General features: G+C 66.2%; 22 protein-coding genes and 1 tRNA gene. 14 read left to right on the top strand and 9 right to left on the bottom strand.

Translation table 11 applies throughout. The annotated features are described in order from the left end of the window. Positions 1–89 precede the first annotated feature (89 nt). The gene (locus Q0W90_RS04790; protein WP_297593136.1) at positions 90–1,334 is read left to right on the top strand and encodes an alpha/beta fold hydrolase; all 1,245 of its coding nucleotides are present in this window, start codon (positions 90–92) and stop codon (positions 1,332–1,334) included. On the opposite strand, the gene Q0W90_RS04785 is transcribed toward Q0W90_RS04790, so the two are convergent. Genes Q0W90_RS04785 through Q0W90_RS04770 form a run of 4 tightly spaced genes read right to left on the bottom strand, consistent with a single transcriptional unit; the run spans position 1,321 to position 6,740 of the window. Next, complete coding sequence (locus Q0W90_RS04785; protein WP_297773426.1) at positions 1,321–3,027, bottom strand: ABC transporter family substrate-binding protein; 1,707 nt, start codon at positions 3,025–3,027, stop codon at positions 1,321–1,323. The two genes, Q0W90_RS04790 and Q0W90_RS04785, sit on opposite strands and share 14 nt — an antisense overlap. Then, positions 3,008–4,843, bottom strand: a complete 1,836-nt coding sequence (locus Q0W90_RS04780; protein WP_297773399.1) for an ABC transporter ATP-binding protein — start codon at positions 4,841–4,843, stop codon at positions 3,008–3,010. Before Q0W90_RS04780 ends, Q0W90_RS04785 begins: the two co-directional genes overlap by 20 nt. After that, on the bottom strand, positions 4,840–5,715 hold the full coding sequence (locus tag Q0W90_RS04775) for an ABC transporter permease (RefSeq protein ID WP_297593151.1): 876 nt from the start codon (positions 5,713–5,715) through the stop codon (positions 4,840–4,842). Before Q0W90_RS04775 ends, Q0W90_RS04780 begins: the two co-directional genes overlap by 4 nt. 47 nt (positions 5,716–5,762) lie before the next feature. Continuing rightward, a complete protein-coding gene (locus Q0W90_RS04770) occupies positions 5,763–6,740 on the bottom strand; it encodes an ABC transporter permease (RefSeq protein ID WP_297697483.1) in 978 nt (325 codons plus the stop codon). Positions 6,741–6,931: 191 nt separating this feature from the next. Here Q0W90_RS04770 and Q0W90_RS04765 point away from each other — a divergent pair, with 191 nt between their 5' ends. The 4 genes from Q0W90_RS04765 (at position 6,932) to Q0W90_RS04750 (ending at position 10,949) form a co-directional block, all read left to right on the top strand. Beyond that, positions 6,932–7,423 (top strand): carbonic anhydrase, encoded by a 492-nt coding sequence (locus tag Q0W90_RS04765; protein ID WP_297593141.1) that lies wholly within the window; start codon positions 6,932–6,934, stop codon positions 7,421–7,423. 202 nt (positions 7,424–7,625) lie between these two features. After that, positions 7,626–8,555, top strand: coding sequence for a sulfate adenylyltransferase subunit CysD (gene cysD / locus Q0W90_RS04760; RefSeq protein WP_297593143.1), 930 nt, complete (start codon positions 7,626–7,628; stop codon positions 8,553–8,555). Next, positions 8,555–10,405, top strand: coding sequence for an adenylyl-sulfate kinase (gene cysC / locus Q0W90_RS04755; RefSeq protein ID WP_297773396.1), 1,851 nt, complete (start codon positions 8,555–8,557; stop codon positions 10,403–10,405). Before cysD ends, cysC begins: the two co-directional genes overlap by 1 nt. Positions 10,406–10,463: 58 nt before the next feature. Further along, a complete protein-coding gene (locus Q0W90_RS04750; protein ID WP_297599027.1) occupies positions 10,464–10,949 on the top strand; it encodes an RrF2 family transcriptional regulator in 486 nt (161 codons plus the stop codon). Positions 10,950–10,966: 17 nt separating this feature from the next. On the opposite strand, the gene Q0W90_RS04745 is transcribed toward Q0W90_RS04750, so the two are convergent. Next, on the bottom strand, positions 10,967–11,356 hold the full coding sequence (locus Q0W90_RS04745) for a VOC family protein (protein WP_297599029.1): 390 nt from the start codon (positions 11,354–11,356) through the stop codon (positions 10,967–10,969). Positions 11,357–11,413: 57 nt separating this feature from the next. Then, positions 11,414–11,827 (bottom strand): VOC family protein, encoded by a 414-nt coding sequence (locus Q0W90_RS04740; RefSeq protein WP_297599053.1) that lies wholly within the window; start codon positions 11,825–11,827, stop codon positions 11,414–11,416. Between the two features lie 66 nt (positions 11,828–11,893). On the opposite strand from Q0W90_RS04740, the gene Q0W90_RS04735 reads away from it, so the two are divergent. Together Q0W90_RS04735 and Q0W90_RS04730 are read left to right on the top strand one after the other, a co-directional pair. Beyond that, positions 11,894–12,772 (top strand): LLM class flavin-dependent oxidoreductase, encoded by an 879-nt coding sequence (locus tag Q0W90_RS04735; protein ID WP_297773423.1) that lies wholly within the window; start codon positions 11,894–11,896, stop codon positions 12,770–12,772. Between the two features lie 79 nt (positions 12,773–12,851). Continuing rightward, positions 12,852–13,724, top strand: a complete 873-nt coding sequence (locus Q0W90_RS04730; RefSeq protein WP_297599032.1) for a tetratricopeptide repeat protein — start codon at positions 12,852–12,854, stop codon at positions 13,722–13,724. Between the two features lie 63 nt (positions 13,725–13,787). Here the strand turns inward: Q0W90_RS04730 and Q0W90_RS04725 are convergent, their stop codons facing one another. Continuing rightward, positions 13,788–14,159 (bottom strand): nuclear transport factor 2 family protein, encoded by a 372-nt coding sequence (locus Q0W90_RS04725; RefSeq protein WP_297599034.1) that lies wholly within the window; start codon positions 14,157–14,159, stop codon positions 13,788–13,790. A 67-nt stretch (positions 14,160–14,226) separates the two neighbouring features. Between Q0W90_RS04725 and Q0W90_RS04720 the strand changes: the two genes are divergently transcribed. Together Q0W90_RS04720 and Q0W90_RS04715 are read left to right on the top strand one after the other, a co-directional pair. Further along, positions 14,227–14,757, top strand: a complete 531-nt coding sequence (locus Q0W90_RS04720) for an NUDIX hydrolase (RefSeq protein WP_297599036.1) — start codon at positions 14,227–14,229, stop codon at positions 14,755–14,757. Between the two features lie 64 nt (positions 14,758–14,821). After that, the gene (locus tag Q0W90_RS04715) at positions 14,822–15,331 is read left to right on the top strand and encodes a hypothetical protein (RefSeq protein ID WP_297599038.1); all 510 of its coding nucleotides are present in this window, start codon (positions 14,822–14,824) and stop codon (positions 15,329–15,331) included. 16 nt (positions 15,332–15,347) lie between these two features. Here Q0W90_RS04715 and Q0W90_RS04710 read toward each other — a convergent pair whose 3' ends face one another. After that, positions 15,348–16,025 carry a glycoside hydrolase gene (locus Q0W90_RS04710; RefSeq protein WP_297599040.1) on the bottom strand — a complete coding sequence of 226 codons (678 nt, stop codon included), beginning with the start codon at positions 16,023–16,025 and terminating at the stop codon, positions 15,348–15,350. A 201-nt stretch (positions 16,026–16,226) separates the two neighbouring features. On the opposite strand from Q0W90_RS04710, the gene Q0W90_RS04705 reads away from it, so the two are divergent. After that, a complete protein-coding gene (locus tag Q0W90_RS04705; RefSeq protein WP_297599042.1) occupies positions 16,227–16,577 on the top strand; it encodes a hypothetical protein in 351 nt (116 codons plus the stop codon). A 30-nt stretch (positions 16,578–16,607) separates the two neighbouring features. Here Q0W90_RS04705 and Q0W90_RS04700 read toward each other — a convergent pair. Next, positions 16,608–16,683, bottom strand: a tRNA-Arg gene (locus Q0W90_RS04700). 127 nt (positions 16,684–16,810) lie between these two features. Here Q0W90_RS04700 and argS point away from each other — a divergent pair. The 4 genes from argS to thrC all read left to right on the top strand — a co-directional run. Next, positions 16,811–18,463, top strand: a complete 1,653-nt coding sequence (gene argS, locus Q0W90_RS04695) for an arginine--tRNA ligase (RefSeq protein ID WP_297773392.1) — start codon at positions 16,811–16,813, stop codon at positions 18,461–18,463. Continuing rightward, complete coding sequence (gene lysA, locus Q0W90_RS04690; protein ID WP_297599045.1) at positions 18,460–19,878, top strand: diaminopimelate decarboxylase; 1,419 nt, start codon at positions 18,460–18,462, stop codon at positions 19,876–19,878. Before argS ends, lysA begins: the two co-directional genes overlap by 4 nt. A 3-nt stretch (positions 19,879–19,881) precedes the next feature. Further along, positions 19,882–21,207 (top strand): homoserine dehydrogenase, encoded by a 1,326-nt coding sequence (locus Q0W90_RS04685; RefSeq protein WP_297697480.1) that lies wholly within the window; start codon positions 19,882–19,884, stop codon positions 21,205–21,207. Next, positions 21,204–22,131 (top strand): threonine synthase (thrC, locus tag Q0W90_RS04680; RefSeq protein WP_297773390.1); only part of this gene is annotated, 928 nt, incomplete at its 3' end. The genes Q0W90_RS04685 and thrC, both read left to right, overlap by 4 nt.

Raw genomic sequence — 22,131 nt, 5'->3', positions numbered from 1 at the left:
GGCTGACCTCGGCGGATACGGCCGGCGCGACGACCCGGCGCTGCCGTGGTGCCGTGCCTGCAGAATGGGACCATGGCGGTCCGACAGCAATGACGATGAACGCGAAGCGCAGCCGGGTGCAGGAGAAGCTGGCGGAATTGCCCGGCGTGCGCGCCGTACGCCGGCCGATCTCGCCCCATAGCGCCGACGAGTTCGATCTGTATTACGTGCGCACGGGCCACAAGTCCACCCACCCGCTGGTCATCATCCCCGGCGGTCCGGGCGTCGCGTCGGTGCAGATGTACAAGGGATTGCGGAGACGCGCAGCGGCGGCCGGTCTCGACGTCATCATGATCGAACACCGCGGGGTGGGGATGTCGCGCCACGACGATTCGGGTGCCGACCTGCCCCCACAGGCGATGACCGTGAATCAGGTTGTCGACGATGTGGCGGCGGTGCTCGACGACGCCCACGCGAGTTCGGCCGTCATCTATGGCGCGTCCTACGGCACCTATATCGCGGCCGGAGTCGGTGTGCGCCATCCTGATCGGGTACACGGGATGGTCCTCGATTCGCCGCTGCTGTCGCGGCACGACATCGTGATCGTGCGCCGTGCGATCCGCCGGCTGCTGCTCCGGGGCGACAGCCCCGAAACAGCCGCGTTGGCACCGAAAATGCGAAAACTCGTCGATGCCGGTGTGATGACGCCGGCGGCGACACAGGTCGTCGCGACAATCTACGGTTACGGTGGGGCCGACCTGCTCGAGCGGCAACTCGATCTGTTACTGGAGCACCGAAAACTGTTGTGGTGGACGATCTCCCGGTTCACCACCCTGAGCAACCTGCCGTTCCGGTATGAGGAAGATCTGGTGAGCCGCATCGCGTTCCGCGAGCTGGACTACGCGGCCGAGCCCGACGGCCTGCCCCTCGATCCCGCAGTGGCCGAAAGCGAAGCACGCACGCAGCGGGTAACTTTCGAGGACGAGCCCTATGACCTGCCAGCCGAAATGCCGAATTTCGGCTGGCCCACCGCGGTCGTTTCCGGGGGCCGTGATCTCATCACCCCGCCGGCAGTGGCGGATCGCGTCGCGTCGCTGCTGCCCAATGCGGCGCTCTTGAGCTTGCCGAGCATGGCACACAGCGCACTGGATTTTCGTGAGCCCGTCGCGCTCGCCGCGGCCGACGCGGTTCGGCGCGGCGATCTGGATGGGCTTGCCGCCCAGGCCTCGGCGCTGGACGCGCTTCCGCCGCGCCCCGAGGTGCGTCTGCTGTGGAAGTTGATCGAAACGGCGGTCGCGGCCGAAGGGGCACTGCCGATCCCGACGCGGCTGCTGCGGCGGCTCAGCTCCGCGTGAATCCGATGGCGGTGTAGTTCAGGTCGCCCAGACCGGCCGCGCCGAAGTTGGCCAGCGTGCTGCGCACCGCGATGTCGCCGGGCGATTGGGTGAGCGGAAGGCTGAACCCCTCCGCCCAGATGAGCTTGTCCAGGTCGTTGGCCAGTGCCCGCGCCCTGTCGGGGTCGAGTTCTTGCAGCGTTCGTTCGATGGCTGCGTCGATCTGCGGGCCGCCGATCTTGCCGAAGTTGCTTTCCCCATCGGATTTGTAGATCTGGGTCAGCGCTGACAGCGGAAAAGCATCGCCGAGCCAACCGAACTGGGCGACGTCGAAGGCTCCGACGTTGATGTAGTTGGTGAAGAAGCCGCTGCCCGCGCGGGCGACAAGTTCGAGCTTGACGCCGACTTGAGCGAGGCTGTGCTGGGCGATCTGCGCGAACTGTCTGCTGCCTTGGGCGTCATAGAACAAATCACGAATGATCAGCTGACGGCCGTCCTTCTCCCGAAACTGGCCGACCCGCTTCCAGCCCAAGGCGTCAAGCTCGCGGTTGGCCGCGGCCGGGTCGTAGGGAACCACCGAGCTGTTGTCCTGGTAGCCCTTCTGCCCGGCGACATAGATGTGATTGGCCAATGCCACCGGGTCAGTGGTGAGGCCGTATTGGACCACCTCGGCGATGGTCTGCCGATCGATGCCCTTGGCCACCGCGACCCGCAGCGCCTTATCGGCCAGGATCGCTCCCGGGGCTCCGTTGAACGTGATGTGAGACCAGGCCGGGGCGGGGGCGCGCCGGATCGTGATTCCCTTGGTGCGCGCGGCGATGGTCAGTTGATCGATCGTGCCCACCCCGGTGGCGTCGATCGTGTTGTTTTGCAGCGCCGGCAGCCGCGCGGCATCGTCGAGTACCAGGTAGGTGATGCTGTCCAGGCGGGGCCGCGCGCCCCACCATTTCGGGTTGCGGCTCAACACAATCCGCTGGGTTGTGCGATCCAACGACGACGCGATGAACGGGCCGGCCGACGGCCCCGGCCCCTCGAGCTGGCCCTTGTTGAACGCTTCCGGGGTGGCCGTCATGCTCTTGGGCAGCAGCATTCCGTTACCGGCGAACATGCCGCGCCACTCGGCGTATGGCTTGGCGAAGGTCATGACGGCCTGCCGGTCGTCGACGCCGCGGGTCACCGAGGCGACGCGATCGGCACCGCCGGGCCCGGCGATTTCGAAATTCTTGTCGGCGCCGCTCAACGCGTGGATCTGGCTGGCGATGTCCTCCCAGGTGATCGGTGTGCCATCCGACCAGACGGCCTCGGGGTTGATCGTGTAGGTCACCACTTGCGGTGCGGTGCCGGTGAGTTCGACGCTGGTGAAGTAGTTGGTGTCGACCGTCGTCGAGCCGTCCGGGCCGATGATGAAGGCACGTGGCAGGGTGGCCTTCATCATCGCGGCGACCTCGGCCGAATTGCCGTCGATGTGCAAAATGTTGAAGTTCGGTGGGAAGTCGGTGAGCGCGAGTCGCAGGCCGCCGCCGTCTTGCAGTGCGGCCGGATCGTGCGGGTTGATGTCGCTGGTCGTACCGACCTGCGCGTTATGCCCGGTTTCTGGAATCACGTCGATGGCCGGTGAGCAGCCCGACAGCAGCAGTGCAATCGCGAGCAGCGCCGCCACGAACCGGGCGGTACGACGTGGCCTGTCCGCCCGGCTAGACACGTTTGCCCGGATCCGGTTGTGGCACCGCGTTCAGCAGCCGACGGGTGTATTCGTGTTGTGGATTGCCGAAGACCTGCGGGCTGTCACCCTGCTCGACGATCGAGCCGGCGTGCATCACGACCACCTGGTGGGCGAGGTGCTTGATCACCGAAAGGTCATGGGAGACGAACAGATAGGACAAGCCGAAGAGCGCTTGCAGGTCGAGGAGCAGGTTGATGATCCCGGCTTGGATGGACACGTCGAGCGCGGAGACGGGTTCGTCGAGTGCCAGGATCTTCGGCTGCAGTGCCAGCGCACGCGCGATGCCGATGCGCTGCTTTTGCCCGCCGGAGAATTCGGCGGGGTAGCGGATCGCGTCGGCGCGGCGCAGGCCCACGATGTCGAGCAACTCGGCGACGCGCGCGTTGGTGCGGGGCTTGTCGAACCCGTTGGCGCGCAGGGGTTCGGCGAGAAGCTCGAATACCGGAAGCCGCGGGTCGAGCGAGGCGACGGGGTCTTGGAACACGACCTGGATGTCGCGTCGCAGCGATCGTCGGCTGGCCGCGCTCAGTGCGGTGACGTCGGTGCCGAGCACCTCGATCGATCCCGATTCGGGTCGGGTGAGTTCCAAGATCTCGTGCAACGTGGTCGATTTGCCCGAACCGGACTCCCCGACGATGCCCAGGGTGCGGCCCTGCCGCAACTCGAAGCTGACGCCGTCGACCGCGCGGACCTCCCCGGCGCTGCGGCGCAGCACGCCTTTGGTCAGTCGGTAGGTCTTGGTCAGGTCCCGAACCCGGACGACGACCGACGCGTCGCCGGATTCCGGCGAATGGGCTTTCGTGCTGACGCCGTAGATGTCCGCGGCGCTGCGCCCGTCAACCTGATCGGTGCGGATGCAGGCCGCCCAATGATCGGTGTCGACGGACAGCAATTCCGGCTCCTCGACCCGGCATTCGTCGACGACCAGCGGGCAGCGCGGGGCGAAGGGGCAGCCGCGATCCAGGCCGGCCAACGACGGCGGTGCACCGGGGATCGGCACCAACCGGGTGCCCTGCGCGGCGTCGAGCCGCGGGACCGAGCCCAACAGCCCGACGGTGTACGGCATCCGGCGATCCCGGTAAAGGTCTTGCACTTCGGCGGATTCGACGACCCGCCCGGCGTACATCACCAGCGCCCGGTCGGCGAACTCGGCAACCACCCCGAGGTCGTGCGTGATGATGAGCACCCCGGCGCCGGTGACGTCGCGCGCGGTTTTGAGGACTTCGAGGATCTGCGCCTGAACGGTGACATCCAGTGCGGTGGTGGGCTCGTCGCAGATCAACAGGTCGGGGTCGTTGGCGATCGCGATCGCGATGACCACCCGTTGTCGTTCGCCGCCGGAGAGCTCGTGCGGAAACGCGCGGGCGCGTCGCTCGGGCTGCGCGATGCCGACCAGCTCGAGCAGCTCCACCGCGCGGCGGCGTGCCGCTTTCCTGCCCACCCGCGGCTGGTGGATCTCGATCGCCTCGGCGATCTGGTCGCCGACGGTGTACACGGGCGTCAGCGCCGACATCGGATCCTGAAACACCATGCCGACCGCCTTGCCACGGAACCGCGACATCGCATCGTCGCCCAGGCCCAGCAGCTCGGTGTCGTGCAATCGGACCGAGCCGCGCACCTGCGCGTACTCGGGCAACAGGCCCACGACCGCCATCGCCGAAACGGACTTGCCCGAACCTGATTCGCCGACCATGGCGACGACTTCCCCCGATTCGATGCGGTAGCTGATGCCGCGCACCGCGGTCACCGGGTCGCCGCCGGTCCCGAAGGTCACGGCCAAGTCGGTCACCTCGAGCAGCGGGCTCATCGGCCGCCACCTCGCACCAGCGCACTACCGGGGTCGAGCGCATCCCGCAGGCCATCGCCGGTGATGTTGGCGCACACCAAGATCGCCACCAGCACCCCGGCGGGAAACAGGAACACCCAGGGAAAGGTGGTCGCGGATTGGGTGCCATTGGCGATCAAGGTTCCCAGCGACACATCCGGCGGCTGAATGCCGAAACCCAGGAAGCTCAAACCGGTTTCGGCCAGGATGGCCGAGGCGACATTGAGCGCCGCATCGATGATCAGGATGGATGCCACGTTGGGCACCACATGCCCGACGATGATGCGTCGGCTGGACACACCCATATACCGTGCGGCGCGGATGAATTCGCGCTCACGCAAACTCATGGTCATACCGCGCACCATGCGGGAACTGACCATCCAGCCGAAGCCGGCCAGCAGCAGAACGAGCATCAAGATGTTGGCCGAGTTCTTGGTTCGCGGCGTCACGATGGCGATCAGGATGAAGCTGGGCACCACCAACAGCAGGTCGACCACCCACATCAGCACGCGGTCGCGCCAACCACCGAAATAGCCAGAGATCGATCCGACGGTGGCGGCGATGCCGGTGGAGATGACCGCGACACAGACGCCGATCAGCATCGACTTCTGCATCCCCCGCAGGATCTGCGCCAACAGGTCTTGGCCCAGCGCGTTGGTGCCCAGCCAGTGACGCGCGTTCGGCGGCTGCAGCAACGCGGTGAAGTCGAGGTCCTCGTAGGAATAGGGCAGCACCGCGGGCAGCGTGTAGCAGCCGACGAACAACAGCACCAACAACGTCAGCGACGCTACCGCGAACCGATTGCGGGCAAATCTGCGTAACACCAGCGTGCGGCGCGACGTGAAGTCCGCCACGTCGGGGCCTGAAAGCCCGCGGGCGCCATCGATGTTCGCCTGAGAAGTCATGACACCCGGACCCGCGGATCAAGCGCTGCGTAGAACACGTCCGAGAGCAGGCCGGCCAGCAACACCACCGCGCCGGAGAACAACGTGATGGCCGCGATGATGTTGGTGTCTTGTGTCGCGATGCCCTGCACCAGCCATTCGCCCATGCCGTGCCAGCCGAAGATCTTCTCCACGAAGACCGCTCCGGTGACCAGCCCGGCCACCCCGTAGGCAAACAGGGTGGCCAGCGGGATGAGCGCGGTGCGCAACCCGTGCTTCACCAGCGCACGCCGCCGGGTCAGCCCCTTGGCGCGCGCGGTGCGGATGAAATCCTGACCGAGGACGTCGAGCATCGCGTTGCGCTGATAACGGCTGTATCCGGCCGCGGCGGTCAGCGCCAGGGTCAGCGACGGCAACACCAAATGCCGTAACCGGTCGAGTAACCGCGCGCCGACACCGCCGGTCACAGCCGGTGAGGTCTCCCCGGTGTAGTCGAAAATGTGTAGGCCCACCGCCCAGTTCACTCGCAGCGCGGCAAGGATCAACAGGCTGGCGATGACGAACGTCGGGGTGCTGAGGACCAGCAGAGCCACCATGGTGACGACCCGATCGCTGAGTCGGTACTGCCGAATGGCGCCCCACGCCCCGGCTGCGATACCCGCGATGGTGCCCACCAGCGAACCAATGATCAACAGGCGCAGCGTTACTCCGACGCGGCGCCCCAGTGACGCTCCGACGGGCTGCCCGGTGATGGTCGTGCCGAAGTCACCGCGGACGGCGTGCGAAGCCCAGTGCGCGTAGCGGATCGGTATCGGCTCGTCCAGACCGAGCGTGTGGGCCTTGGCGTCGATCACCGCTTGTGGCGGTCGCGGGTTGCGCTGCAACAGGCTGTCCAGCGGCCTGAAGGCCACCGACGTCAGGCAAAACGTCAAAAACGATGCGAGCGCCAGCAGCACGACGTAGTTGAGCAACCGGCGTGCCAGAAACCGAGTCATGCCCGACTCATGCTTGTCCGGGCAGCCCACGTCGCATTGGGACAGGTTATCGAGCCGGCGGCGGAGCGTCGCGCGTGCGGCGCTTTCGGCGACCTTCGGATCTGGTTGATTCTCACGCGTGAATCGCGTGTGATCGGTTGTTACGATCCACCGCGGCACCGAGAGGCCGCGACACTCCCGAGGAGGCTTGCGTGACGGTTACCGAGGATTATCTGGCCAACAACGCCGAGTATGCGAGCACCTTCAAGGGGCCGCTACCGATGCCGCCGAGCAAGCATGTCGCGGTCGTCGCCTGTATGGACGCCCGGCTCGACGTCTACCGCCTGCTCGGGCTCAATGAGGGGGAAGCCCACGTCATCCGCAACGCCGGCGGAGTCATCACCGATGACGTCGTCCGCTCGCTGGCCATCAGCCAACGACTGCTGGGAACGCGGGAGATCATCCTGATCCACCACACCGATTGCGGGATGCTCACGTTCACCGACGACGACTTCAAGCGCAGCATCCAGGAGGAGACCGGGGTCAAACCGCCGTGGGCGGCCGAGTCGTTCCCCGACGTCGCCGAGGACGTTCGGCAGTCGTTGCGCCGCATCGAGGGGAGTCCGTTCGTCACCAAGCACGTCTCCGTGCGCGGATTCTTCTTTGACGTCGCCACGGGCAAGCTCAACGAGGTCACGCTGTAGTCCGGCGGTTGGCCGCCGCGGTCGTAACGCCACGGCGAAATATCGCGAGGATTTTCGCCGCGTCGTTACATGCGCGGCCTCACGTGGCCCGGTAGCTCGCCCTTTCGCACCCCAGGTTGACAGCGCCACCGCTAGCTGGTCTGATATATCGCTAAGGTGCTAAATATGGTCAGTTCTGCCAGGTTTAAATAAAGGGAAAGCTATGACCAGCGATCTGAAGACGGCCCCCGCCGCCGGACAGTACGAATTGAGCCATCTGCGCTCGCTGGAGGCGGAGGCGATCCACATCATCCGGGAGGTGGCCGCTGAATTCGAGCGGCCGGTGCTGCTGTTCTCGGGCGGCAAGGACTCGATCGTCATGCTGCACCTGGCGCTGCGGGCGTTCCGCCCCGGTCGGTTGCCGTTCCCGGTCATGCACGTCGACACCGGGCACAACTTCGACGAGGTGATCGCGACCCGCGATGAGCTGGTCAACGAGTACGGGGTGCGCTTGGTCATCGCCTCCGTCCAGGAAGACATCGACGCCGGGCGGGTGGTCGAGCCGCGCCAGGGACGCAACCCGATTCAGACCGTGACACTGCTCCGCGCCATCCGGGAGAACAAGTTCGACGCCGCGTTCGGCGGAGCGCGCCGCGACGAGGAAAAGGCCCGCGCCAAGGAGCGTGTGTTCAGCTTCCGCGACGAGTTCGGTCAATGGGATCCGAAGGCGCAGCGGCCCGAGCTGTGGAACCTCTACAACGGCCGGCATCACAAGGGCGAACACATCCGGGTCTTCCCGCTGTCCAACTGGACCGAGTTCGACATCTGGTCCTACATCGGCGCCGAGAACATCGCACTGCCGTCGATCTATTACGCGCACCGGCGCAAGGTCTTTCGTCGTGACGGCATGCTGTTGGCGGTCGACCGGAACATGCAGCCGAACGCCGCCGAGCCGGTGTTCGAGGCATCGGTGCGTTTCCGCACCGTGGGGGACGTCACGTGCACCGGATGTGTGGAATCCGAAGCCGCCACCGTCGACGAGGTCATCGCCGAGACCGCGGTGTCCCGGCTCACCGAACGCGGGGCGACCAGAGCCGACGACCGGATCTCGGAGGCCGGTATGGAAGACCGCAAACGACAGGGATACTTCTGATGGCCCCGCCCACCACGCTATTGCGCCTGGCAACCGCGGGTTCCGTCGACGACGGCAAGTCCACGCTGATCGGTCGCCTGCTGTATGACTCCAAGGCCGTCATGGAAGACCAGTGGGCGGCGGTGGAGCAGACGTCCAAGGACCGCGGTCACGACTACACCGACCTGGCTCTGGTGACCGACGGCCTGCGGGCCGAACGCGAGCAGGGCATCACGATCGACGTCGCCTACCGCTACTTCGCCACTCCCAAGCGGAAATTCATCATCGCCGACACCCCCGGCCACATCCAGTACACCCGCAACATGGTCACCGGGGCGTCGACCGCCCAACTGGTGATCGTGCTCGTCGATGCGCGGCACGGCCTCTTGGAACAGTCACGCCGGCACGCCTTCCTGGCGTCCCTGCTGGGCATCCAGCACATCGTGCTCGCCGTCAACAAAATGGACTTGATCGATTGGGACAGAGAGAAATTCGAGGCGATCCGCGACGAATTCCACGCCTTCGCCGCACGTTTGGACGTGCACGACGTGGCCACCATCCCGATTTCCGCGCTGCACGGCGACAACGTGGTGACCAAGTCGGACCAGACGCCTTGGTATGAGGGGCCGGCGTTGTTGTCACACCTCGAAGAGGTGTACATCGCCGGTGACCGCAACATGGTCGACGTGCGGTTCCCGGTGCAGTACGTCATCCGCCCGCACACCCACGAACATCAGGACCACCGCAGCTACGCCGGCACCGTCGCCAGCGGCGTCATGCGTGCCGGCGATGAAGTCGTGGTGCTGCCCGTCGGCAAGCGCACCCGCATCACCGCGATCGAGGGGCCGAATGGTCCAGTGGAAGAGGCGTTTCCGCCGATGGCCGTATCCGTGACCCTCGCCGATGAGATCGACATCTCGCGGGGCGATCTGATCGCACGCACCCACAACCAGCCCAGGGTGGCGCAGGAGTTCGACGCGACGGTGTGCTGGATGGCCGACAGCGCGGCGCTCGAACCCGGTTGCGATTACCTCATCAAGCACACCACCCGCACCACGCACGCGAAGGTGACTGCGCTCGATTACCGGCTCGACGTCAACACCCTGCACCGCGACAAAACCGCGACGGCGTTGAAGCTCAACGAGCTTGGCCGCATTTCGCTGCGCACGCAGGTTCCTCTGTTGCTCGACGAGTACACCAGGAACCCCAGCACCGGCTCGTTCATCCTCATCGACCCGCACACCAACGGCACCGTGGCCGCCGGCATGGTGTTGCGCGACGCGTCGGCGCAGGCGGCAAGCCCAAACACCGTGCGGCACAGGCCATCAGCCATCGCCGAAGCTCGGCCCCGGGGTAAGACGGTGTGGTTCACCGGGTTGTCGGGTTCCGGCAAGTCGTCGGTGGCCATGCTGGTCGAGCAAAAGCTGCTCGAAAGCGGCGCTCTGGCTTACGTTCTCGACGGTGACAACCTGCGGCACGGTTTGAACGCCGACTTGGGCTTCAGCATGGCGGACCGCGCCGAGAACCTGCGCCGGCTCGCGCACGTGGCGGCGCTACTCGCCGACTGCGGCAACGTCGTGCTGGTCCCGGCGATCAGCCCGCTGGCCGAGCAACGCGAATTGGCGCGCAAAGTGCACGTCGAGGCCGGCTTCGACTTCATCGAGGTGTTCTGTGACACCCCGATCGACGAATGCGAAAAGCGTGACCCCAAGGGTCTGTACGCGAAGGCGCGCGCCGGTGAGATCACGCAGTTCACCGGCATCGACAGTCCGTATCAGCCGCCGGTCGATCCCGACCTGCGGCTCACCCCCGACGGCACCGTCGAGGAGCAGGCGCAGCGGGTCATCGACCTGCTCGAATCGCGCGGCTAGCCTGCCGGTCCAGCCCGGCTGCGCCGAAATGCTCACAATGGGTGGCACAATCCTGAGAGTGCGCATGTCAGCGAAGGCGGAGTACGCCGTGCGGGCGATGATCCAGCTCGCCACGGTGTCCGACGGGACGCTGGTGAAGACCGACGACTTGGCCCACGCCCAGGGCATCCCGCCGCAATTTCTCGTCGACATCCTGACCAACCTGCGCACCGACCGGCTGGTGCGCAGCCATCGCGGTCGCGAGGGCGGCTACGAATTGGCCCGTTCCGGCAGCGACATCAGCATCGCCGACGTGCTGCGCTGTATCGATGGTCCACTGGCCAGCGTCCGTGACATCGGACTCGGCGACTTGCCGTATTCGGGACCGACGGCCGCGCTCACCGACGTCTGGCGGGCGCTGCGCGCCAGCATGCGATCCGTGCTGGAAGAGACGACCCTGGCCGACGTCGCTACTGGCGGGCTGCCCAAGCATGTCGCGCAACTGGCCGATGATTATCGGAAACAGGAAAGCCAGCGCCACGGCACGGCGCGCACCGGCGACTAGACAAGCTGCTCAGCGGCTCAGCCGGCCGATCCGTAGGGGCGGGTGAGGATCTCCAGGGCATGGCCGGAGGGGTCTGGAAAATACACCCCGCGCCCGCCGTGATTGTGGTTGATCTCGCCGGGCCGCTTGGCGCCCGGATCCGCCCAGTGCTGTAGGCCGCGTGATCGGATCTTGTCGTAGATGGCGTCGAACTCCTGCTCGGAGACCAAGAACGCGTAGTGCTGGCGCGGGATGTCCGCACCTTCGGGGGCGTCCGCGTAGTCCAGATTGGCGCCATGTTCGAGTTCGACAACCATGAAGTGGCCAAACGGCTTTGGGCTGGGCAGCCCGAACAGCTCGGCGAGAAACTCCGCGGATTCTCGCTTGTCGCGCGACGCGACGATGGTGTGGTTGAAGCTGATGGTCATAGTTCTATCCAGTCAACCACCGATAGCCCGGCCCGACAACGCCAGAAGGGCCTTGCGCTACTTCGGCGCGGTCAACTCGAGCGCGATGTTGTCGGGGTCGCGGAACTCCAGGATGAATGACGGCCCGATGTCCTTGACCGGCTCGTGGGCAACCCCGAGTTCATCGAGATGCGCTGCCGCCGACTCTAATTCGGCTGTGCTAGAGAGCCGGAACGCAATGTGGTCCAGTCCGACACGATCCTCGTCGAAGCGGTCGGCGGCGACGGGCCGCAGCCCGAGTAGCGTGCCGCCGAGGTCGTAGATGACGCCGCCGAACAGGAAGCCCAACTGATCACGGGTGGACTCGTCGGCGTTCTCGGGGACCTCCAGTAACACTGGCCAGCCGAACACGCTCTCGTAGAACTGCCGTGATCGCTCGATATCGGTCACGGTCAGTCGGACATGTGCGATGGAAGTGCTGGTGAAGTCCATTCGCTCCATGGTTCCACTGATGGGCTGCATGTTAAACATGCCAGAATCGCGGTCGTGCAGATAGCGATGACCATGCCGGTGATGGAACCGGATCTGGATGCGACGGTGCTCGAGACCTGGGCCCGCACCATTGACGAGGGCCCGTTCTCGTCACTGTGCTGGGGCGAGCGCATCGCCTTCGACAACCCCGACAACCTGACGTTGCTGGGCGCTCTGGCCGCCTGGACCACCCGGGTGCGGCTGCTGACCACGGTGATTGTGCCGCAGCTACACGACCCGGTCATGCTCGCGAAGGGTCTGGCGACGGGTGATCTGCTGAGCGGCGGCCGGCTGGCCGTCGGCATCGGGGTGGGCGGCCGGCACGAGGATTACCACGCCGTCAGTGCCGACCTGGGGACGCAGACGATGCGCGACATGGCCGAACGGGTGGCTGTGATGAAGCGCGTGTGGGCGGGGGAGAAGATCACCGACTCGGTGCTGCCCGTCGGGCCGGCGCCGGTGCAGCTTGGCGGCCCGCCGCTGTTCGTGGGCAGTATGGGGCCGAAGACCATCCGCAGCGCCGCCGCGTGGGCCGACGGGCTGGCCGGCACCACCCTGGACCTCGATGTCGCCAAGCAGAACGAGCTCTTCGACGTGACGCGCGACGCGTGGGCGCAGGCTGGCAAGCCCAAACCCCACTTGATCACGTCGTTTTGGTTCGCCTTCGGGTCACCCGAGGGGTCCCGCGCCCAGATGCACCGTCATCTACGCCGCTACATGAACTGGATTCCGGCCGAATACGTCGACGCGATGGCGCCGATGACCGGCTGGGCCGGCAGCGAAGACGAGCTGCTGGACGTGTTGCGCACGTTCGAGGAGATCGGCACTGACGAGGTTCAGCTCATCCCGACGAGCTCGGATGTCGACCAGCTTCGCCGCGCAGCCGACGTGGCGGGGCGGCTGTAGCTCGCCCCGGCTCGGAACGGCCCGGCGGGCGGCACAGGGTGAATTGCCGCATCCGGGAAGTGGCGATTTCATTAGCGATATGACGCAGCAGGAGTTGCCCGCCCCGCTGGCCGAAATGACCGGGCTGATGGCGGAGTGCGCGAACAACGGGGATTTCGCCGGGACCGCGCTGCAGGCAAACGAGCTGGTGACCCTGTGCCGGGCAACGCTCGGTGAGCGCAATCCCAACGTCCTCGAGCTCAAGGTCGCGCTGGCCACCTTGCAGCTGCGCGCGGGCGATGACGCCGTCGCCTACGCCGACCTCGAAGGGTTGGTAGCGGACCTCGTGGAGGTGCTCGGTCGCGATCACCTGAGCACGTTGACCGCTCGTCACCTGTTGGCGGGGCGACAACAACCCCCGCTGTCGTCGCTGTCCGAATGGTCGCAGCTCGTCTCCGACGAACAGCGTATTTTAGGGGCCGAACACGAGAGCACGTTGGTGGCTCGCGAAAAGGTGGCTGAGAAGCGTTGGGAGATAGGTGATTTCGTCGGTGCCATGGCCGAGGGGCAACACGTGCTCGCGGCGCGGCGCCGGGTGCTCGGTGACGATCACGCCGACACCCTCGGGACGAGGTTGATACTGGCGATCTGGCGGGGCCGGGCGGGTGACATCCCGGCGGCCGTCGCCGAACTCGAGCCGCTGATCGGCGAACTGCGCGACAAGCTGGGCGACGACCATGTTCATCTGCTCATGGCGCGGCACATGTTCACGCTGTGGGCCCCGGACCGGGCCGGCGCCACGGACGGGGTCGCCGCATGGGAAGCGCTGGTCGAGGAAGAGACCCGCGTGCTCGGTGACGAGCATCCGGTGACCATCGCAGCCCGCCAGGAATTGGCCGGATGGTGTGCCCGACACCGCGGCCACGCAGATGAACCGGGCGCCCAAGGGTCGGTGGACCGGTCCGCTCCGTGACCTCGATGTGCTGCTGGGCAGCACATGAGTCAAGCCGTACGTCAACGGAATTGGCGAGTTATGTTACAAAATCTGAACGTCAGCAGGTGACCAGAATGCCCGCATCGACGTGATCTTGGCATCCGCATCGAACGACATCGTCGAGATGGGCGAAATGCGGGTACGGCTATCACCGGCGTGCAGCGTGAGGTGCCAGAAGAAGGCGGCCTCGCCGCCAGAGACCCGCAATTCGGCGAGTTCGGTGTCCTTCTTGGCGTCTTGGAACCCCGCATAGAACCCGCGGATGGCGTCATGCCCGCGGCGAATGTCGGCTCCGATCGGATCCTCGATGGTGGCGTCCGCGGCGTACAGGGTCACGATGTCGTCGGCGGTGCCGGTCGCGACGAGCGCGAGATAGCGATTGACGGTCTCGGTGATGGCTTCTGGGGACGGCATGGCTTCGGACGCTACTCCTCGCCATCGCCGCGGCTTGAGGTGCGGTATTCGCGGCAATACTGGCGGCGTGACTTTTATCGAACGCCTCGCGAGCCGCGAGATCTATCGGAATCCGTGGATGGTCCTGCGCGAGGATGACATCCGCCGCGCGGATGGCAGTGCCGGCATCTACAGCGTCGTCGACAAGCCGACCTATGCGCTCGTGATGCCATATGACGGGCACCGCTTCCGGTTGGTCGAGCAGTTTCGCTACCCCATCGGGAAGCGTCGGTGGGAGTTCCCCCAAGGTACCGCTCCGGGAATGGCCGACCCCGAGCCGGCCGAATTGGCCAAGCGTGAGCTGCGCGAGGAAACCGGATTGCGCGCAACGGCGTTCGAGCCGCTCGGCGAGCTCGACGTGGCGCCGGGAATGACCAGTCAGCGCGGATGGGTGTTCTTGGCGACGGGGATCGTCGAGGGAGAAGCCGACCGCGAGCACGAGGAGCAAGACATGCGCAGCGCGTGGTTCCCGCGCGAAGAGGTCGAGCAGATGATTCGCCGGGGAGTCATCGCCGACGCGCAGTCGGTCGCCGCGTACGGCCTATTCCTGCTGCGCTGAGCGACACACGTGATCGTGTCCTGGCCGAGATCGCACTGCGTCATCGAACACCCACCATTGACCAATGCGGCCGAGGTTTCGGGTAGTTGCGGTGCTCGCTGCCGTGACTGCCTCGGTCGCCGGAACCCCCGCCGTCTGCGCGCATGCGGTGTCACCGTCGTGGAACGGCAAATACTCGCTGGTGAGGTATGCGGTAAGTAAATCCGGCACCAGCATCGCCGCGACGCAAGCCGAACCCACCTTCAGCGCCGACTACGTCTTCACCACCGCATGCGCGTCGGGCAAGTGCGTGGCCACCGCGACCGACGGCCCCACCCCCAAGAACCCGACGCTGCCCCAGCCTTCGCACTACACCTGGGATGGGGCGAAATGGGTGGAGCGCTTCGACTTCCAATGGGATTGCTATACAGGCGAGGGCGCTGCGAAGGTGTGGGCACCCGCGAGGTCGTGGGCCTTTTACACCCCGCAGCGCGACGGATCGTTGCGCGGTGTCTGGCACACCGACATCAGCAGCGGCCCATGCCGCGGAACCGTCGAAATGCCGGTGGCGGCGTTTGCCGCCGGGCCGACATGACGGAGACGCCGTGAAATCAGTCCGGCGGCGCGGTGGTCATGGAGGCGATGTAGTAGATCTCGTGCCCGGTCGGATAGCCACCGCCGTCAGTGGCGATATGCACGTGGTCGTAATGGTCGGCTGTTTCTGAGCCCAAGTCCGCCATCCAATTGCCCCCGCCGACGCCCGGGTAGATCTTCTGCCGCCAGATCACATGGTTGATGCCCCACCGCTTCGCATTCGCCAGCGCATATCCGGCGATCTGATTGCCGAGGTCGATGCCTTCGGGGGTGTGGAAGTTCGGGATCATCACGTCGATGGCCAACCCGTTGGGATGCCACGGCAGCGGGTCCTGCCGATACCCATAGATGGTCTTGACCTGGGGAAAGAGCACGCCGATGACGCGCGCCGCCCAGATGGTCTTGACCTGTAGCCGATCCTCGGACGCGACCCCGCGCGGCAATGCGAGCTGGAATTGCTGGCCAGCCGAAGGGGCGGGCGGTGCCAGCGCGGTCAGCGCCTCCACCTCGGCGGGACTGGCGGTGTGCGGCGGGCCAGGTGAGCGAGTGGCCGTGGTGGATGGGGTGGCTGCCGGTGGCTCGACGCAGCACCGTGGCTTGGTGCCCTGGGCGTGGATCATGGCGGCCGAGACGACGAGCGACGCCGCGATCGCCAGCCACCGGCCACCGCCCTTGGCGAACACCTTCACGCCCACGACCGGCAGCTTAATGTCGTCTGTGACGCGTGGGGCGATGTTTGGCGAACACTGCGGCCGTCGGCGGATCCCGCTCGCGGCAAGAGCCGGCGGTTCGTTCAGACAAATGTGACCGTCTGGGCCCCAGCAGAAGTGGGTAAACAACGCACTAGCGCGTCGCGGGCAGCGTGAAATCGAATCACAGTCGAAAGGCGGCATCACATGGTTCGTCACGAGGGGGGCCGGTGGGACGTCGGAATGAAGGACGCCGCGGTTTATGTCGAGCGCGTCTCTGACAGCGACGAGCGCGTCTTCGAGGATTCGTTGACTGCTGAGGAGGCCCGCAAGATAGCCGGACTTTTGACGAAGTACGCGGACAAACTCGATGAGCAGCGGGACTCCGACAAGGCCAAGGAGTCCGACGAATCCGAGGAGTCCGAGGAGTCCGACAAAGCCGAGGAGTCCGACGAATCAGAGGAGCCCGACGAATCAGAGGAGTCCGACGAATCAGAGAAGTCCGACAGGCCCGAAGATTCCGAGGAGTCCGACAAGGCCGATAAGTCGTCGGATTAGCTGCAAGATACGCCTGGCCTGCGGTAACGCTGGTGCCCCCGGCAGGATTCGAACCTGCGGCCTTCTGCTCCGGAGGCAGACGCTCTATCCCCTGAGCTACGGGGGCGCACCGACATTCCTGTCGCGCCATGGGGCTTTCCAACAAGCACGCACAGACTAGCGCATCGGGGCGGTCGCCCTGCCACCGCAATGGATTCGAGGCGAGGGCACCCCAGCCAATAGGATGGACGCTCGTGACCCCCGCTGACCTGGCTGAGCTGCTCAAGACCACCGCCGCCGCGGTGTTGGCCGAGCGTGGGCTGGATGCTGCCGCGCTGCCGCAGACGGTCACCGTGGAGCGCCCCCGCAATCCCGAGCACGGCGATTACGCGAGCAACCTGGCACTGCAGCTGGGCAAAAAGGTGGGCGCCAACCCCCGCGAGCTGGCCGGATGGCTCGCCGAGGCGCTGTCACAGGCCGACGGCATCGCGGCGGCAGAGGTGGCCGGGCCGGGCTTCATCAACATGCGCCTCGAGGCGTCGGCACAGGCGATCGTCGTCAACAACATCATCGACGCCGGCGATCGCTTCGGTCACTCCGACGCGCTGGCCGACCACAACATCAACCTGGAATTCGTCTCGGCCAACCCGACCGGACCGATCCACATCGGCGGAACCCGCTGGGCCGCGGTCGGCGACGCGCTGGGCCGGCTGCTGTCCACCCAGGGCGCCGACGTGGTGCGCGAATACTATTTCAACGACCACGGCACCCAGATCGACCGCTTCGCCAGCTCACTGATCGCCGCCGCCAAAGGGCAACCCACGCCGGCAGACGGCTACGCCGGCAGCTACATCAACGACATCGCCGCCCAGATATTGCAGAAGGCGCCCGACGCGCTGAGCCTGCCCGAGTCCGAGATGCACGAGACCTTTCGCGCCATCGGCGTCGACCTGATGTTCACCCACATCAAGGAGTCGTTGCACGAATTCGGCACCGACTTCGACGTCTACACCCACGAAGACGCGATGCACACCAGCGGTCGGGTCGACCAGGCCCTCGCCAGGCTGCGCGAGACGGGCAACATCTACGAGGAGGACGGCGCAACGTGGTTGCGCACCAGCGCCTTTGGTGACGACAAGGATCGCGTCGTGATCAAAAGTGACGGCAAGCCGGCCTATATCGCCGGGGACATCGCCTACTACCTGGACAAGAGGCAACGCGGCTTCGACCTATGCATCTACATGCTGGGCGCCGACCACCACGGTTATATCGCCCGCCTCAGGGCCGTGGCCGCGGCCCTCGGCGACGACCCGGCCACCGTCGAAGTGCTCATCGGCCAGATGGTCAATCTGGTCCGCGACGGCCAGCCGGTCCGGATGAGCAAGCGCGCCGGCACCGTGCTCACGCTCGACGACCTCGTCGAGGCGATCGGCGTCGACGCGGCGCGCTACAGCCTGATCCGTTCCTCGGTGGACACCCCGATCGACATCGATCTGGCGCTATGGTCCTCCGCGTCCAACGAAAACCCGGTCTACTATGTGCAATACGCGCACGCCCGGCTCTCGGCGCTGGCCCGCAACGCCGCCGAGCTCGGCCTGATCCCCGACACCGGGAACCTCGGCCTGCTCAGCCACGACAAGGAGGGGACGCTGCTGCGCACCCTCGGCGAATTCCCCCGGGTGCTCGCCACGGCGTCATCCCTGCGTGAACCGCACCGGATCTGCCGCTATCTGGAAGACCTCGCCGGCGACTACCACCGGTTCTACGACTCCTGCCGGGTGCTGCCGCAGGGCGACGAGCAACCCACCGATCTGCACACCGCGCGCCTGGCGCTGTGCCAGGCGACCCGTCAGGTGATCGCCAACGGCTTGGCGATACTAGGCGTCACTGCCCCGGAGCGAATGTGAACGTTCATCCCGCTGGTCCTCGGCACGCCGAAGAGACCCGTCACGCCGAAAGCCCGCCACGGCCGCAATCCCCCGAGGAGCTGCTACTGCTGGCGCCAAACGTGTGGCCCCGCAACACGACTCGCGACGAAGCCGGTGTCACCAGTATCGCGGGAGTCAGTGTGACCGACCTCGCCCAGGAGTACGGCACCCCGCTGTTCGTCGTCGACGAGGCCGACTTCCGCTCCCGCTGCCGCGAGATCGCGTCGGCCTTCGGCGGCGGCAAGAACGTGCACTATGCGGCCAAAGCGTTTTTGTGCAGCGAGATAGCGTGCTGGATCGACGAAGAAGGCCTCTCACTCGACGTGTGCACCGGCGGCGAGCTGGCCGTGGCACTGCACGCCGACTTCCCACCCGAGCGGATCACCTTCCATGGCAACAACAAGTCGGTCGCGGAGTTGACCGCCGCGGTCAAAGCCGGTGTAGGCCATATCGTTTTGGACTCGATGACCGAAATCGAACGTCTGAATGCCATCGCGGGGGAGGCAGGCATCGTCCAGGACGTCTTCGTTCGTCTCACCGTAGGTGTCGAAGCGCACACCCATGAGTTCATCTCCACCGCACACGAGGACCAGAAATTCGGCCTGTCCGTGGCCAGCGGCGCGGCGCTGGCGGCCGTCGGCCGGGTATTCGAAACCGAACACCTGCGGGTGGTCGGTCTGCACAGCCATATCGGTTCGCAGATCTTCGACGTCGCCGGTTTCGAACTCGCCGCGCGCCGTGTCCTCGGCCTGCTGCACGAGGCGGTCGAGCAGTTCGGTGTCGAGCAGACCGCACAGATCTCCACCGTGGATCTCGGTGGTGGACTTGGTATCTCCTATCTGGCCGCGGACGACCCGCCGCCGATGGGTGAACTGGCTGCCAAGCTGAGCGCGATCGTGCAGAACGAGTCAGCAGCCGTCGGACTGCCGACACCGCGTCTGGTGGTCGAGCCGGGACGCGCCATCGCCGGGCCCGGCACCATCACCCTCTACGAGGTGGGCACCGTCAAGGACGTCGACGTGAGCGCCACCGCTCACCGGCGTTACGTCAGCGTCGACGGCGGCATGAGTGACAACATCCGCACCGCGCTCTACGACGCCCACTACGATGCCCGGCTGGTCTCGCGGATCAGCGATGCGCCGGCGGAGCAGGCGCGTATCGTCGGAAAGCATTGCGAGAGTGGCGATATCGTGGTGCGCGATACCTGGGTGCCCGGCGACCTGCGCCCCGGAGACCTGATCGGGGTGGCCGCCACCGGTGCCTACTGTTATTCATTGTCGAGTCGTTACAACATGATCTGCCGTCCCGCCGTCGTCGCGGTGCGTGATGGGCGCGCGCGTCTGGTCCTGCGCCGCGAGACGGTCGACGATCTACTGAGTCTGGAAGTGAGGTGAACTGTGCCCCGTGACGAAAAGCCGGTCGGTGTAGCGGTACTCGGGTTGGGCAACGTCGGTAGCGAAGTTGTCCGAATCATCGAGGACAGCGCCGATGACCTCGCGGCTCGTGTCGGTGCACCCCTGGTGCTGCGCGGCGTCGGAGTGCGCCGCATCGCCGATGACCGCGGCGTTCCCGTCGAGCTGCTCACCGACGACATCGAAGGGCTCGCCGCACGCGACGACGTCGACATCGTCGTGGAGTTGATGGGGCCGGTAGAGCCGTCGCGTAAGGCGATCCTGCGCGCCCTCGAGCACGGCAAATCGGTTGTCACGGCGAACAAGGCGCTGTTGTCCATCTCTACCGGCGAGTTGGCGCAGGCGGCCGAAAGCGCCCATGTCGACTTGTATTTCGAAGCGGCGGTCGCGGGCGCCATTCCCGTCATCCGGCCGCTCACCCAGTCACTGGCGGGCGACACGGTGTTGCGGGTCGCCGGCATCGTCAACGGCACCACCAATTACATCTTGTCCGCGATGGACAGCACCGGCGCCGACTACGACACCGCGCTGGCCGAAGCCAGCGCGCTGGGCTACGCCGAGGCCGACCCCACTGCCGACGTCGAGGGCTACGACGCCGCGGCCAAGGCGGCGATTCTGGCATCCATCGCCTTCCATACCCGGGTGACCGCCGACGACGTCTACCGCGAGGGCATCACCAAGGTCACCCCGGCCGACTTCGAGTCCGCCCGGGCCCTGGGCTGCACCATCAAGCTGCTGTCCATCTGCGAGCGCATCACGGGCGACGATGGCCAGGAGCGGGTTTCGGCCCGCGTCTATCCGGCGCTGGTGCCGTTGTCGCATCCGCTGGCCACGGTCAACGGCGCATTCAATGCGGTCGTCGTCGAGGCCAAGGCCTCCGGACGGCTGATGTTCTACGGTCAGGGCGCCGGCGGCGCGCCGACCGCGTCCGCGGTGGCCGGCGACCTGGTGATGGCCGCGCGCAACCGGGTGCTGGGCAGCCGGGGCCCGAAGGAATCCAAATACGCCCAACTTCCCATCGCCCCCATGGGTCTCATCTCTACGCGCTATTACGTCAGCATGAACGTGGCCGACAAGCCTGGCGTGTTGTCTTCGGTGGCAGCCGAATTCGCCAAGCGCGAGGTCAGCATCGCCGAGGTGCGGCAGGAAGGTGTCGCGGACGAGGGCGGGCGACGGGTGGGGGCCCGGATCGTCGTGGTGACCCACCGCGCCACGGACGCCGCGCTGTCCGAAACCGTCGACGCCCTGGCCGATCTGGATGCCGTGCAGAGCGTGACAAGCGTGCTGCGACTGGAAGGGACCACCCTATGAGCGCGCCGCGCACCGCCGTCCATCAGCCCTGGCCCGGCCTCATCGAGGCATATCGGGACCGGTTGCCGGTGGGCGACGACTGGACCCCGGTCACCCTGCTCGAGGGTGGCACCCCGCTGATTGCGGCGGCCCGTCTCTCGGAAAAGACCGGCTGCAGAGTTCACCTCAAGGTCGAGGGCCTCAATCCCACCGGCTCCTTCAAGGACCGCGGCATGACGATGGCGGTCACCGATGCTGTGGCGCGCGGCCAGCAAGCCGTCTTGTGCGCCTCGACCGGAAACACGTCGGCGTCGGCGGCGGCCTATGCGGCCCGCGCCGGGATCACGTGTGCGGTGCTGATCCCGCAGGGCAAGATCGCGATGGGCAAGCTGGCACAGGCGGTTATGCACGGCGCCAAGATCGTCCAGATCGACGGCAACTTCGACGACTGCCTGGAACTGGCCCGCAAGATGGCCGCTGACTTTCCGACGATCTCGTTGGTCAACTCGGTCAACCCGGTGCGCATCGAGGGCCAGAAGACGGCCGCTTTCGAGATCGTCGACGCGCTGGGTGCCGCGCCGGACGTGCACGCCCTTCCCGTCGGTAACGCGGGAAACATCACCGCGTACTGGAAGGGGTACACCGAATATCACCACGAAGGCCTGATCGACAGGCTGCCGCGAATGCTGGGAACCCAGGCGGCCGGTGCGGCCCCGCTGGTGAACGGGGCGCCGGTCAAGAACCCGGAAACGATTGCGACCGCGATCCGCATCGGTGCGCCGGCGTCGTGGACGGCCGCCGTCGACGCGCAGCAGCAATCCAATGGCCGTTTCCTGGCGGCCACCGATGAGGAGATTCTGGCCGCCTACCACCTGGTGGCCGAGTCCGAAGGTGTCTTCGTCGAACCCGCCTCGGCGGCCAGCATCGCGGGTCTGCTCAAGGCCG

The organism is Mycobacterium sp., from assembly GCF_025933915.1.
Lineage (GTDB): Bacteria > Actinomycetota > Actinomycetes > Mycobacteriales > Mycobacteriaceae > Mycobacterium.
This window is presented reverse-complemented; position numbering and strand designations above follow the sequence as displayed.